Source organism: Martinezella rhizogenes (genome assembly GCF_007002745.1).
GTDB classification, from domain to species: domain Bacteria; phylum Pseudomonadota; class Alphaproteobacteria; order Rhizobiales; family Rhizobiaceae; genus Agrobacterium; species Agrobacterium cucumeris.
The window spans coordinates 462237-475047 of sequence record NZ_SGNY01000004.1 but is presented as its reverse complement, the minus strand read 5'-3'; the positions used below and the strand labels follow the sequence as shown (position 1 = coordinate 475047).

The following is a 12811-nucleotide window of genomic DNA, read 5'->3' as shown; positions in this document are numbered from 1 at the left end:
TTCCTACGAACCAGCCCGTAATTTGGAAAGGGCACCTTCAAGCCCATCGGTGTCGAAAATCAGTGTTTCGACATGTCCGCAGTCGTCTTCATATCTTAATCTAATTTCATCTGCGCCGACGATGGAGTTCAGGAATTTGTCGGATCGAGTGCCTGGTTCGATTTTCAGTCGTCGCTTGTCTCTAGAAACGTCCCAACGCATTTGCATCGGTTGGGAAACGAGACCGTCTCTTAGCGAGATGAAATCGATGACAAGCCAATCTCCGCCAATCGTGCAGATATAGCTCCCCGGATGAATTACAAACGCTGTATTTTCCTTAAAATCTTGTCGTCTCTTGTCTGGTTTCCCTATGTATAGAGACTGCCCTTGGTCGTTTTCAACGCGAGCAAAATCTACATTTAATCCCGTGAAAGAGTCCTGCTCCACGATGTAGCGAAACGCTGGAACCATAATGTCGGAACGTGAACGCAGAGCATCTGCGTTTACTGGCGCCGGAGCATGGTGGTTAGGTGAGCGCAAAGACGACCGGACTGTCGAAACAGTGAACAGTACTATCAGTGATACCGCGATCAGGACCAGCCATGCCGCCGGAGAATTTGTCGTCGTCCGTGTCACTCTGGAAACGTCAGCTTTGCCGTTTTCTATTGATTTGAGTTGATCCCGTACCTTCTCAGAAAAGCGAACGCCGCGATCCTCGTTGTTTTTTGAGGTGGTGGTTCCGCCAACAGTAAGTGGTTCCGGCTTTTTTTCAGCCATTCTTGTCCCCAGCAGCATATCATCTCAAATTGACGATAGCATGCTTCCTTTGAAATGCAATTAATTGCAAATACGTATTTTTAATCCATAACGCCTAGCGTTTCTCCCGTTTTACATCTCCTCTTGGAGACGTAATCATGGACCTTCGTTCAACATTTGGGTCATGCGTTAAGGCGCATAGGCACAGGCTAAAGTTAACGCAGCAACAGCTGGCCGATCAGACGGGCATGTCTATCGATACGGTAGCGAAAATTGAAAGCGGAGCAATTGGGGCGAGTTTCGCAACAATCGAGAGGTTCATGAGGTTTTTTGCCGTGGATGCTGCAAGTTTGTTTCGGATTGATGAGACCGATCCTCGCTTTAATCCGCAGCTTAACACTGTTGTAAACAAGCTGGCGGCGCTCTCAGAGGGCGATCTGATTTGGCTATCAGCAATCGTTGACGCCGCGTTGAAGCCCCGCCCCCGGTAGCCACTATCTGTTTAGCCGCTAGTGGGGAAGAGAGCCTCGTCCGATGTCCCGCGCGCACGCAATGATGAGCTTTTGCCGTAGAATTTTGCAGGATTACCAAACGGCTAAAGTCTGCTGTCGGCCCAAACTGGTCATTAGGGATGAACTCGTCCAACGGCGGTTTTGTGTCTTCATCTCAGATGTTCCCTCATCTGCTAGAAGAGGCTAAAACCGGACGTAGAAACCAAACAGGTTGGCCGGTCGCGGCTTAAGCAACGGTAAAGGTAATAAATCTTGACTGCTTATGGGCGCAATAACTTCGAACTAAATTCTGCGATTGCAATCCGTGACATATATCGTTTGTTTTTAGTATTTAGCGGCGATGGGCAGCTTTTTGACCTTGCACCTGCACCGGACGATCCTCTTAGGCTGATGCGCGACGATCACTTCGCAGACGAGATTATCCATTTGCTGGTTGGCACCGCGGTCGCTAATCGCATTCATGCAGAACACATGAGCCTTTTACGCGCTGATCCAGCAGAGCTGAGGCACCAGCCAATTACTTTGCATTGTGGATCGCTCCAACCGGACATCTTAAGCAGCAACCGGGAGGTGCCGCTTACCTTCGAGCAAGCCTGTAACAAAATCATCCACGCCGTCCACATTGTCCCAGATTGCGGCAACCCCGCCGAAAATCCATTGAGCAGTGAAGTCAAGCTGCGAGGTCATCTGGGAAAATCAGCTTGGTCTGCATACCTAAATATTCCGCAATACGTCCGCGCATCGATACTGAATTTCCGCGACCATACGTGATCTATAAGAAAAACTAGCAGCGGCAAAACGCGCGCTCATGTTGGCCGCTGGCCGCCTGATCGCATTTTCCGAAAGAAGACACCGCTCCGGCAACTTCGTTAAGTCGCCTTCGCGCCTACATCTCGGCCGTCCGAGTGTTTCTCGCTGGTACCCGATAGTGTACGAAATGCTGACTTATCTTTCTCTCGCCGACCCTAAGCGCATGCTTCGATCGGGTCTGTGCAGCTTCGCACTGAAATTTGGAGTGAAGTTATTGCCGCTCGCACAGCGTTGGCCTTAAAATTGGTCAACGCAAACCCACTCCATATCGGCGAGACCTATTGGCCAAATCCACATTCCAGAAATCACTCGATAAGGCGGGTCAGTACATCGACGACGGATTTGACCGGAGCGATCCACAACTCACTGACCGGGCGTTCGCGGCTCTCGACAAGCTCGCCGCACGCAAGATTATCCGCGATGACGACGCGGTCCTCTTGCATTACTTTCGAGCCAACGCATTCAACAACCGACAGCACGAAGCCGGGCTAGAGCGGTCCTGGCAATGGGAAAGTGAGCACCTCCAGAGCGAACTGCTCGAATTACGCAAGGCTGCTAGGCATAAGGGGTTTGAAAAACTCGGCCCGATCCGGCGCTGCCAAATTTTGACTAATCTCGGTAGTAAGCTCAATTCAGTCGGTCGCCCTGTTGAAGCCCTGCACTATTGGAACAAAGCGCTCGCGATTGAGGGACGTTTTGCCATGGCGCTCTTTAACAAAGGTTCGGGACTTCTGAGCTATGCAGACTCGGTCAGCGATCCCGGACACTCTCAACTCATCGCTGCGCAAGCTTACGATAACTTTGTGGCAGGAACAGCTCCGGATGCTGTGCACGAAAGTTCGGAGAACGCGGAGCTTGTTCCTCATTTTGCTGAGCGAGCGAAGAATATTTCAAAGTGGCTCAACGTGGCATCCGCCAACGCGAATTTGGCGGAGGAACACAGTCTAGGCCGCTCAAGGGCAGAGATGGTCTACCGTCGTTGGTGCCTGGAGAAGCGGCTGTTTCTCAATCCCATGAATGACCTTGGCACATATTCGATTGCCGCAACAGACAACTTGGTTCTGCCGTCCATCAGACTTCCGATCGCCAAGGGGGGAGCGCTGCCACCGGCTGTCTTCGGGCTTTTCAATCAGCTTAAGCAGGAATTCACTACGGCAAGGTTATTCCTTTTTGAGGCTATGACAGCCAATACAGCGCACTTCGCCGACAAGGGCGTGAAGCTTGCAAACACGCTCGACTATCCGAGCTATGGGGTGAACGTCGAAAAGGCGCGACAGGCCTTTCGAATGACGTATGCCTTGTTCGATAAGATTGCTTTCTTCTTAAACCACTACCTCGAACTTGGCATTTCCGAGAATAAGGTCTTCTTCCGCTCGATCTGGTATGAGGAGAAAGGAAATCCAAAACCGCTCCGTCCGTTCTTCCTGGATCGGGAGAATTGGCCGCTTCGAGGCTTATTCTGGCTATCCAAAGACCTTTATGATCGTGAGTTTCAGGAAGCCACGGAACCGGACGCGGAAGCACTGGCGCATCTGCGCAATTATCTCGAACACAAATACTGCCAGATTCATGAGCAATGGGGCGCGACCGTTCTTGATTTAGACGATGCAGAAACCGAACAGGTCGGACTTCACATCGGAAGGCAAGATTTTGAGGCAAAGGCGCTGAGGCTAATGGGACTCGCACGCGCCGCGATAATCTACCTTTGCTTGGCTGTTCATCGAGAAGAGAGCCTCAGGAAGAATGAAAGCGAAAACGCAATTTCGATGCCGATGATTTTCGACACATGGGATGATAAGTGGAAAGTATAGACGCAGGTGAAGTGCCAAGCGGCTATCGTGCCATCGTTCCCAAGCAGGGCGTCGATCACTCTCAAGGATTGTGTCCCTCGACCCGCTCGCGCTTTACCGTGAAGCATGAGGTGCCAATCCTCAGCGAATCATTGAAGAAACTGCATTCTTGATACCCGCTACGCATCGCGTCCGCTTGCTCCGACCGCCCATGTCGGCCATTCGCCCGAAGCGGACATGGCTAAGCAACACCAGGTTCGGCATAATTTTCTAAGATACGCGACAGACAAAGAACTAGCACGCAAAGCAACGTGGAGGAAAAATGATGGACGATGCAGATGAAGAGCCGGTAACGTCGGACGAAACAAAAGAGGCTTCGCGGTCGCCACAAGCCACTGTCACGCCAGCGGACCTCCGGAGCATTGACTACAACGCGATCGTGCGCGACCTAAAGTCTGCCTACGGTAGCCGCCTTGAGAATGAGTTCATGAAGGCAATGCGACTCAACCATGACAATGAGCCCGCATTCAGCGTTTACCGTCTGCTCGCGTCTGTTTGCAGTCTGCACTTTCGTTTGCATGATAAGGCGGGTGCTTTCGGCGCGAAAATGTCGATCGGGAATCGGCGCACGGCCATACCCGAGGACTGGCTTGGTGAGCAGACCGACTATTTCTTTGAGATTGTGGATGAGGTTGAACACCCAGCACTCCGGGCTCGGCTGGCTGATGTGGTTTGGACAAACGACCGCAAGAAAGGCAAGGCCGCCACGATTGCGGTGGACGCGTACTGTGAGTGCGTGGAAAGCCTCATGAACGGAACCTACGAACACCGCTTCGAGACTAATAACGGGGTTTCCCTAGAAGAGGTCGATCTTATAGAGCGAGCGTCTCAGATACACGTGAGGTCGAACAAGCGGACTGCACCGATGCACGATCGTGTCGCGGCGCTGCTCAACTCGCTCTACAGCCGCGCTCTTTTCCACGTCGACGTCGTGCCGTTGAATCGGATTGCAACGCTGCTTTTACGACATTCTCTGATAACGCTGGACCAGCTCGCTGCCGATATAGAGGCGGCAGCAACTGCAGCCGAGCATAAACCCGATTCCTATCCGGAAGCTATCAAGGAGTTATGGGACCTTGCAGCGTTTGCTCATAAGCAAGCCAATCGGCCTGAAGATCGGCGACGCTGTCAACTTGCTGCCGTAGAGCAGACGCTCAAGATGGCGGCACAGATAGGCTCGTCGTCCGGTTCCGCGCACTGGTATCGACAAGCAATTGGGGAGTTGCGGGAGATACCAGGGACTCAAGAGCGGCGCGAAGAGCTTCGCAAAGAAATGCGGAACCTACAGGAGAAATCACTCGAAGAGATGGGTTCGTTCGAGATGCCGATTGATTTGTCCGATGTCGTCAGTGGCACAATTGAGGTTTTCGAAAAACTATCTCTACCAGAAGGGCTCAAGCAGTTCGCGTTGTTAATTCGTCCTGCCAGCGCGACGGAGATGAGAAAGAAAGCTACTGAAAAGGAGGGCAGCTTCGTAGACATGTTCGCGGCCACCCACCTAGACAGCGAGGGGAAAATCATCGCTGAGATCGAGGGAGCACCACTCGACGGATCGCCGCCAAGCGAGGCTTGGATCAAAAGCAAGATGATCCAGCATCTGCAGATCTCGATAGAGATTGCTGTGAAAGGCGAGCTCGAACCCGCCCGACGGTTCCTCGCAGGAGAATTCCCATTATCCGAGCGGCACTTTCGCTTGATCGTGTTGCAAAGCCCATTCGTCCCACCCCATCACGCTGCAACGTTTGCTCTTGGATTTGCACGTCTGATGCAGGGAGATACGCTCTCGGCAGGGCCGATCCTCATTCCTCAACTGGAACACTGCCTCCGACACGTGCTGGTCAACAGTAGTACCGACACTTCAACGATGCGGAATGATCTGACGCAGGAGGATCGGTCGCTCTCCACATTATTAGAGACTTATCGAAACGAGTTGGTCGCGATCTTCGGCGAAGACATCGTGCTGCACATCGACCTAATCTTCAATCATCGCCCAGGTCCTGCTCTTAGACACGAATTTGCTCACGGAAAAGTAGGTGATCGGAGCTACGGGGACCCGGTAATCTACTACGCCTGCTGCCTCATTTATTTCCTGGTCTGCGTCCCGCTCATACCAAGTTGGGCTCAGTATGTGGCACCAGCGATCGAAGCTGGGTCCTTCTGACCACAAATTGCGGTGTGCGGCCAGAAGTCTGTAACGTTCGCTAATGGCGCAAAGCGGAAGACCGCAATTGGCGCAAAAGCACCGCTTACTCTGATGCCCAATTGTCGCAAACTACATTCAAGATCCCTTTTCCTTCGATGCGGATTGCCTAGAGGGTGCGCTTTCCGAGAGATCCAAACTTTGGAACCTGAGTCGGGCTTGCTGCATACTAGGGTTGTAAAAACTCTGGGTTCTTTGTTGACTACGACCGCCTCATATTGTCCAGTACCATGCAACGCAATTTGGCCGGTACCGCATGACTGAGATTGAAAAGCTATCTGTTTCGCTGACAAAACACGGTGCATACAAAGTAGCTCGACTGATCGAGCATTTTGACGTTGATGCGGTTCTCGAAAACACATGGGATACATACGACGGCATTCGAATTGACCGTGCTCAAGCGGCTAAAATCTTGTCCGCACTACCGGATGGAACATTACCTGGCCTTTGGAATGAGGCGAAAAAGCATGGGCCTGAATCGATCAAGGCGCTTGTTTTGCTTGCGATAGTTTTCAGCCATTCTGAATTGATTTCGGTGTTCCAGGCTGGAGTAAAAAGCCGTAACAAGGGTAGCATTAAACGTGGGCAGCTAACTGCTGCAAAAGCATTTACCAATTTGAAAAATAACTTCGTCGAGCTTGGATACTCCGAGACCGCCGACGAGGAGCAGTTTAGCTATGATTTTTCAGCAATTACTGGTGATTCAAATCTGGCTCCACTCGTGGTGGAGTTAATGCGCCTAAAACTGATTGCAGCGAAATGGCCTGGAACTAATGATATTATTGACGAGTGCGTATCGCTCAATTTTCATCGAGTTCTAGCCCTTTCCGAAGCTGATTTTCGTTCTTGGCTTACTAACGTGCCAGCCGCAAACCGCGATGAAGATGAGCTCCCCAATAAAGTCGACCCTGAGACTGAAGTCGTGAAGGCTTTCAGCTTTAAAGCGGGCCACGTTAACAGAAGCACCAATGACGTTGTTCGTCGTGGCTCTGGAAAGCATCCCAAAGCCCGACTGCTACACAACGCGTTACAAAACGCGCTCTATGCATATCTCAGCGGGAACTATGGCGAAGACAATGTTGGGACTGAAGTTCCTACAGGAGCCTCTGACACGTCAATTGATTTGGTAAGGCGCGACGGAAACGACTTTATATTCTACGAAATAAAAACCGTTGTTTCGCTCAAGAAAGCCGTGAGAGAGGCGCTTCCGCAGCTTCTTGAGTATGCTTATTGGCCCTCTGCGAAGCGCGCAGCGCAGCTAATTGTCGTCACCCCAAATAAATCCACTTCTGAAGCTCGCCAATATCTCAGTTTGCTCCGAGAAACATTCGAAATCCCGATTTTTCACGAGACAATTGACGCAGTGACCGGGGCTCTAAGCGATAGGATTTAAGAAAGACGTCGAGCTATCAATAGAGCCTCTTCAACATCGCGCATACGGTCGGCCCGTCGTCCCATAGTCATGTGCTGATAATCCTTCGTGAGGACTTCGACTGAATAAGAAGTACCGAACACATCGGCTGCTATAGAGCCGATTTGTATGAGATCGAGAAGGGCCGTGTTGCTATAGCTCAGCACAACGTTGGACCCTGTGAGGCGAACTCCATCAAACATTTCTTCGAACGCTGTAGGAACCTTGCTACGAATACTAAATGGCGATTGATGTCGTTCTTCTCTGTAACGTCCCTTAACAACTTGCCCTGCTTTTAGCTGAAGGTCAGGGTAATCGTAGAGCACAAATGTCTCGATCGCGTGATAAAATCTACTGTAGTGGACAAACGCATAAGGTGGGTCAGCGTAAACCGTGGCCTCGCTCAGTTCAGCTATGCAATCTCGGTAATCGAGTGCTTCGAACCGATGGTTTGGCTGTGAGCTGACGTACCTTAGGTTCCAGTCTCGGATTGCGAGAAATTTGCGCTCAAAATAGCTGCGAAAGCTCTTTTGTCGGTAGATGTTTATGTCGCGCATAGAACTTTGAGTTTTAGCGTCGCGATATTGTGCGTAGTGACCCGTACCTTGCCCGCAATATGCCATAGCATGCATCGCGCATGTTAAAAGTATGGCATGGTCACCTTCATTCACCTCGCTACGCTCCAGCAAGCCATCAATCGCACTACGAATCGCGTCAATCCAAGCGCATTGTTCAGCAGACCACCACGTTCCTGCGTAATTTTTGAGGAAGAGATGGTATTTATGATCAAAGCTTAACTCAATGAGACCCCTGTTGCGGTTCTCAATCGCGTTGAACTCTTCTAGCGACGGTGACGTGGGATATGAGTAGTCCTTACCCAATGTACTGAGGGTGTGTTTAACTGAAGCGGCAACTTCCTCGCAAATTCGATGGATGTCTAGAGTCGCGGCTTTATCCGATAGACGGTGGAGATACACATGAGCTATTACTCTAGAATAATTCTGGATGTCGTTGGTTACAATTCTCGTTTGATCGCCGATTGCGCCTGACAAGCTACATGCGCCCGCAAACAAGTCGCAAACCGTGTCTCCAATAGCAGCGATGTTAAGCCCTTCAAGTACGAAATCCATCAATTTCGCTTTCGAACCCATATACTTGATCACTAGCGGGTATTCCCGCTTTTCAAACGTAACTGGTATTTCTTGAGAGCGAAGGGCTTGCATTGACATAAAGGTTCCTTCCCATTCCATCGGGTTTTGCCACCAGATCGCGGGCAAAAAACGCCGAAGCAGCTATCAAGGTGATAGCACACTTTTGGCTATGGTTTGGTATTTGCAAGATTTTTCCACCTGCAATTCTCGGCAGGCGTTCTGGTAGCAATCATGTGCCCCCTCGGATTTTTGACGCGATTTCAAAACTAACGACCTAAATGGTCTAGGCGCCGAGGAACGATCAGTTGCTCTGAGCGCCATTGGGTTGAAGGCGCTCACGCAGATCTTCCGTATTTCACCCCTCTAAATGCCAAATCGTGACCCGCCTGAGCGAAAACCGCCAAGGTTTCAGTCTAAGATTTGGCGAGTCTTGTGAGCTGTGCTTCAAGCTTGCTTAAAGGAAATACCTTGAAGTCACATTCAACAGAATTATCGGCGATAACTGAGTTAAGTCTGTTATTGAAGTCGGCGCAGTTGAAATCGTTATCTACACCTCTAAGCCGAGATTTACCTTTGTCAGCTACGCCAAAAACAATATAGCCACCAAATGCGTTATGAAATGCAACCGCATCCTTTATGATTTCGGATGTCTCAATATCAAACTGCCTACGAAACCCTCAACCCTTCAGTTGGCTCTTTAGCAACTTTTTCTTTGTAATCCCAGAGTTACTTCTCATCGTCATGAGGTTTTCCATCAGGAGGTAGTAAAGAGAAGACATCCGACGTTAAGTCTAAATTATCGACCATGATTTTAAGGCGATTGATTTATCTCCGCTGTGGACAGTTGGCGCACGCGGTTTCTCCCTTTTCCCTAATCATATGGAAGTTGCATGGCATGGCGCGTTCTACCGCATTCAGTTAACAATTTTTGGCGTGTGTGGAGCAGGCAGACTTTGACTGAGGCGAAGGCGCAATATTGGCGACCGTGCGTTTAGTTCACCAGCGTATGGCGTTTTATAGCAACCTACCTGTCACAAACACAGGCTCGCTTTTGTCGATCGATAAACAGCGATCTTTTAACCGTCGGCCTGCTATTCCAAGCTTCGCAAATTGGGGGAAAGGTAGCATGATTTCGAGGTTATTTGCGGCGACAACGGAAGAAGATTTCAATCTGTCTGCAAATGGTTGGTTCCAGTTAACATTGATCGCCGCTGCACTAGGGTTCATATTTTTTCTTTGCAGCGGTATCACAGTCGCCACTCAGCCTAACGCGGAAACCAAACAAAAGATTTCGCAGGCCTTTGCACCCTTTCTTGTTGGCGCAGTTGCCATCGTGACATTTTGTGCTGCCATATGGCGCGGCAAGCTCAACTCAGAGCAAATCAAACAACAAAAGCGCCAGAACGACGCGAATTCTGGCAGAAACTGAAACAAGTCGAAATTGTCGAATCCACCCCTTGCGCGACCAAAAGCAGATGTATATATCATGGGCATGATAATTCACACCAAGGATAATGGTGTGGACCATATCGATTTTGATTTGACCGACTTTGCATATGACTCGCAGCATTTCCGTGAACTGGCTGAGACCGAACTGGGCCAGGAAATCCTGAAATTCATGACGCATCCGGTCAACGTGGTCCGGATGCAGACCGCAACCGAGCTGGAGCGTGTCGCCGTCGAACCCCTGGGCAAATACCTGGTAAAAGAGTTCGGTGAGGAAGTCATTGACGACCGGATCAAGCAGATGATCGGCCACATGGCTAGGCAGATCATGGAGCACATCGGCTACCAGCATGATCGCAAGAGCCTCCAGATCACACGTCCGGGCCTATTCTCCTCCGGCAGCACATATCGCAATGACGTGAAATCCGAAATGCGGATCACTAAGGAACAGCGTGAAGCTTGGCTGAAAAACACGGCGCAGTCGCCGTTCAATAAGTGGCTCGATGAACAGGTGCGCACCGACGGTAAACTCGACCTCAATAAGCTTTATGAGGTCGCTGAAAAGCATGGTGTCACGAAGCGGTATGATCACCTCAATCCTGGTCAGCAGCGTATGAACATCGGGGTTTTGCTTCGGAAGATGGTGAAGATCGCAGCTTAGGCCGCGATCTCGAAACCGCTGGAAAAACAGCAATTTCTGCGCTACTGGAAATTGCAATCAGGGGGATCGAATGCGTTTTCTACAAATCTTGTCAGCCATCTGCATCAGCAGCGTTTCAACAGCTTATGCCGCAGATGAAGTGCCGACAGCACAAGGCTTGCTGGAAAACATCTGCATTGGCAGTCGCCTCGATGAAAAGCTACTTGAGCCTTTCGTGAAACAGACAGCCGCCCATTTTGGAGCAAAATCCATGAAAATGGAGGCGGACATGCTGCCATCGGTAAATCCCGATGCGACATCAGGTTGGCTGATCGGAAAAGACGACCGGTCTTTCGCCATCGCGTTTGCAAAGAAGATTGTCGATGGCATGCCAAGCATAAGCTGCTCTATCGTGACCCAGGCAGATGATAAGGCGGTTGCTGATCTCCGGACGCACATTGAGACGACCTACAAAACACGGAAAATTGCAGACCAGAAGCAGGGTGGTACGACCATTGCTGTCTACAGCGCGGAGTTGTTAGGCTTCTCATCACCTAAGAACTTCAGCGTCCAGCAAGTTCACGCTGGGCCAGGTCTGGATGGCATGGTCATGGTTTCGTTCTTCGACAGCTCTGCGAACTGAGGAGTCCGGATGACGGCATGCGTAAGGATGAGCCAAGATGACCAGGACGCCTCGACAACAAAAGTATTTTGGCTTGAGGTCGTCGACAGACCTATTTCTGAAATTGGTCTACGACATCGAACGTCTGCGTAATGCCAACAGTTCGACGGCCATCCAATATGCTGCCATCGACGCAGCCGTGACCGGATCACATATTTTGGATTGGGTGCTGGTTGAGCTGGATTCTGAAGCCTACCTGCGGCTCACCGGCTTAAAGAAGGGCAAGAAGATCAAGAAGGGCGAAGTTGGTCCGATCCAGACTTTTATCCACCTCAATGAAAAGGAAATGCCCGCAATCGATTATTGTCGACGGATCGCCAATAACGTGAAGCACAGGACATCGGAGCTAGGCGGTCCGATGAAGGACATGGCCATCGGGAGTACCGTGAAGCTAATCTGGAAAGACAAGAAGCTCACTGACACCCACCCAACCGCATACATCCAAAAAGAGCCAGGTGGTGAGAAAATCAACGTCCTCGATCTGTTCGACAGCATGGCAGAGCAATGGCACGACTTCTTGGTCGGTGAAGGTCTTTGGGTCGAACAACCACCCGACTGGGACGACCAAGCCTAGACGTACTCTCCATCTGACAGATAGCCATCGCCACCGATAGCGTCTCTTATCTGGCCTCTTGTATTGTCGTACGGGTTTAAATCAGGGGCCAGAGGACCTTCAGCCCGCTCAGCTGCCTGTTTGTAGATATTGCCACGATCTGGGCTCAGGGTGAGAAAAAACTGGTCCTCCCTGAAGAGCATCGCCCCATCTCGCATCTCAATCCATTCTCCAGCATCAGGTGCCCGATGAGCTATTCCCTCGTTGCCTATGAGCAGTAACATCGGCACGGTGCTTCTCTTGTTTTCGTTCCAACCATAGTAACGGTCGAAAACATACGCCGTGTTCCAGCGCGGATGATCCTCGATGACTTTGTAAGATTTTTCGTAGACGACCTTAAATTTCTTCATTTTTAAGAATTCGACCAGGAAACGTTCCAAAGTTGCCTCGTCAGAAACGCCATCTGGTCCGGCACCATATCTATCGATGTCGTCGGCACGGCAGACAATGCTATGTTTGCATTCTCCACGCCAAGTTTCCACTGCGACAACCTGAGCCTTCTGCAGTGGGGTGAATTTGCCTTCCAGCCGGACAATCACGAAATCATTCGGTTCAACACCGAACTTGCAGTTCACAGGATAGGGATTTCCATCTTCGGAAAATCTCACTTTCGCTATGCGGTACTCAGCCATATTTATCCTGCACTACAAAGTTGCTGTTTACAGAGCAGTGAGCTTTATAATGGCTGTGAAGTCAACGCTTTGATCGCAGAGAGCAATAGAGCTGCCCAGGCAAGCTGAAATCGCTGGAAAAATCGCTGC

At 50.5% G+C, this 12811-nt stretch carries 13 protein-coding genes; 9 read left to right on the top strand and 4 right to left on the bottom strand.

Annotated elements, in window-relative coordinates:
* Positions 1 to 3: 3 nt before the first annotated feature.
* Positions 4 to 756 (bottom strand): hypothetical protein, encoded by a 753-nt coding sequence (locus tag EXN68_RS15440; protein ID WP_142841707.1) that lies wholly within the window; start codon positions 754 to 756, stop codon positions 4 to 6.
* A 137-nt stretch (positions 757 to 893) separates the two neighbouring features.
* On the opposite strand from EXN68_RS15440, the gene EXN68_RS15435 reads away from it, so the two are divergent.
* From EXN68_RS15435 to EXN68_RS15415, 5 genes are all read left to right on the top strand, one after another.
* A complete protein-coding gene (locus EXN68_RS15435) occupies positions 894 to 1226 on the top strand; it encodes a helix-turn-helix domain-containing protein (RefSeq protein WP_142841706.1) in 333 nt (110 codons plus the stop codon).
* Positions 1227 to 1499: 273 nt separating this feature from the next.
* Positions 1500 to 2018, top strand: a complete 519-nt coding sequence (locus tag EXN68_RS15430) for a hypothetical protein (protein WP_142841705.1) — start codon at positions 1500 to 1502, stop codon at positions 2016 to 2018.
* Between the two features lie 320 nt (positions 2019 to 2338).
* On the top strand, positions 2339 to 3868 hold the full coding sequence (locus tag EXN68_RS15425) for an LA2681 family HEPN domain-containing protein (RefSeq protein ID WP_142841704.1): 1530 nt from the start codon (positions 2339 to 2341) through the stop codon (positions 3866 to 3868).
* Positions 3869 to 4169: 301 nt separating this feature from the next.
* Positions 4170 to 6068: a DUF7380 domain-containing protein gene (locus EXN68_RS15420; protein WP_142841703.1), complete on the top strand. Its 1899-nt coding sequence runs from the start codon at positions 4170 to 4172 to the stop codon at positions 6066 to 6068.
* 295 nt (positions 6069 to 6363) lie between these two features.
* Positions 6364 to 7500 (top strand): hypothetical protein, encoded by a 1137-nt coding sequence (locus EXN68_RS15415; RefSeq protein WP_142841702.1) that lies wholly within the window; start codon positions 6364 to 6366, stop codon positions 7498 to 7500.
* Here the strand turns inward: EXN68_RS15415 and EXN68_RS15410 are convergent.
* Both EXN68_RS15410 and EXN68_RS28185 read right to left on the bottom strand, forming a co-directional pair.
* Positions 7497 to 8768, bottom strand: a complete 1272-nt coding sequence (locus EXN68_RS15410) for a DNA adenine methylase (protein ID WP_205125322.1) — start codon at positions 8766 to 8768, stop codon at positions 7497 to 7499. The two genes, EXN68_RS15415 and EXN68_RS15410, sit on opposite strands and share 4 nt — an antisense overlap.
* 314 nt (positions 8769 to 9082) lie before the next feature.
* Positions 9083 to 9325: an AlbA family DNA-binding domain-containing protein gene (locus EXN68_RS28185; protein WP_142841778.1), complete on the bottom strand. Its 243-nt coding sequence runs from the start codon at positions 9323 to 9325 to the stop codon at positions 9083 to 9085.
* Positions 9326 to 9645: 320 nt separating this feature from the next.
* On the opposite strand from EXN68_RS28185, the gene EXN68_RS15400 reads away from it, so the two are divergent.
* From EXN68_RS15400 to EXN68_RS15385, 4 genes are all read left to right on the top strand, one after another.
* Positions 9646 to 10098 (top strand): hypothetical protein, encoded by a 453-nt coding sequence (locus EXN68_RS15400; protein ID WP_142841701.1) that lies wholly within the window; start codon positions 9646 to 9648, stop codon positions 10096 to 10098.
* Between the two features lie 90 nt (positions 10099 to 10188).
* Complete coding sequence (locus EXN68_RS15395) at positions 10189 to 10776, top strand: hypothetical protein (RefSeq protein WP_237681413.1); 588 nt, start codon at positions 10189 to 10191, stop codon at positions 10774 to 10776.
* Between the two features lie 70 nt (positions 10777 to 10846).
* Positions 10847 to 11398 (top strand): hypothetical protein, encoded by a 552-nt coding sequence (locus EXN68_RS15390; protein ID WP_142841700.1) that lies wholly within the window; start codon positions 10847 to 10849, stop codon positions 11396 to 11398.
* 37 nt (positions 11399 to 11435) lie between these two features.
* Positions 11436 to 12011: a hypothetical protein gene (locus EXN68_RS15385; protein WP_142841699.1), complete on the top strand. Its 576-nt coding sequence runs from the start codon at positions 11436 to 11438 to the stop codon at positions 12009 to 12011.
* On the opposite strand, the gene EXN68_RS15380 is transcribed toward EXN68_RS15385, so the two are convergent.
* The gene (locus EXN68_RS15380; RefSeq protein WP_142841698.1) at positions 12008 to 12682 is read right to left on the bottom strand and encodes a hypothetical protein; all 675 of its coding nucleotides are present in this window, start codon (positions 12680 to 12682) and stop codon (positions 12008 to 12010) included. The genes EXN68_RS15385 and EXN68_RS15380 overlap by 4 nt on opposite strands.
* Positions 12683 to 12811: the final 129 nt, after the last annotated feature.

Coding starts and splice junctions, on each gene's coding strand:
- EXN68_RS15440 (WP_142841707.1), bottom strand. CDS start 756: ATGGCTGAAAAAAAGCCGGAACCACTTACTGTTGGCGGAACCACCACC.
- EXN68_RS15435 (WP_142841706.1), top strand. CDS start 894: ATGGACCTTCGTTCAACATTTGGGTCATGCGTTAAGGCGCATAGGCAC.
- EXN68_RS15420 (WP_142841703.1), top strand. CDS start 4,170: ATGATGGACGATGCAGATGAAGAGCCGGTAACGTCGGACGAAACAAAA.
- EXN68_RS15415 (WP_142841702.1), top strand. CDS start 6,364: ATGACTGAGATTGAAAAGCTATCTGTTTCGCTGACAAAACACGGTGCA.
- EXN68_RS15410 (WP_205125322.1), bottom strand. CDS start 8,768: ATGGAATGGGAAGGAACCTTTATGTCAATGCAAGCCCTTCGCTCTCAA.
- EXN68_RS15390 (WP_142841700.1), top strand. CDS start 10,847: ATGCGTTTTCTACAAATCTTGTCAGCCATCTGCATCAGCAGCGTTTCA.
- EXN68_RS15385 (WP_142841699.1), top strand. CDS start 11,436: ATGACCAGGACGCCTCGACAACAAAAGTATTTTGGCTTGAGGTCGTCG.
- EXN68_RS15380 (WP_142841698.1), bottom strand. CDS start 12,682: ATGGCTGAGTACCGCATAGCGAAAGTGAGATTTTCCGAAGATGGAAAT.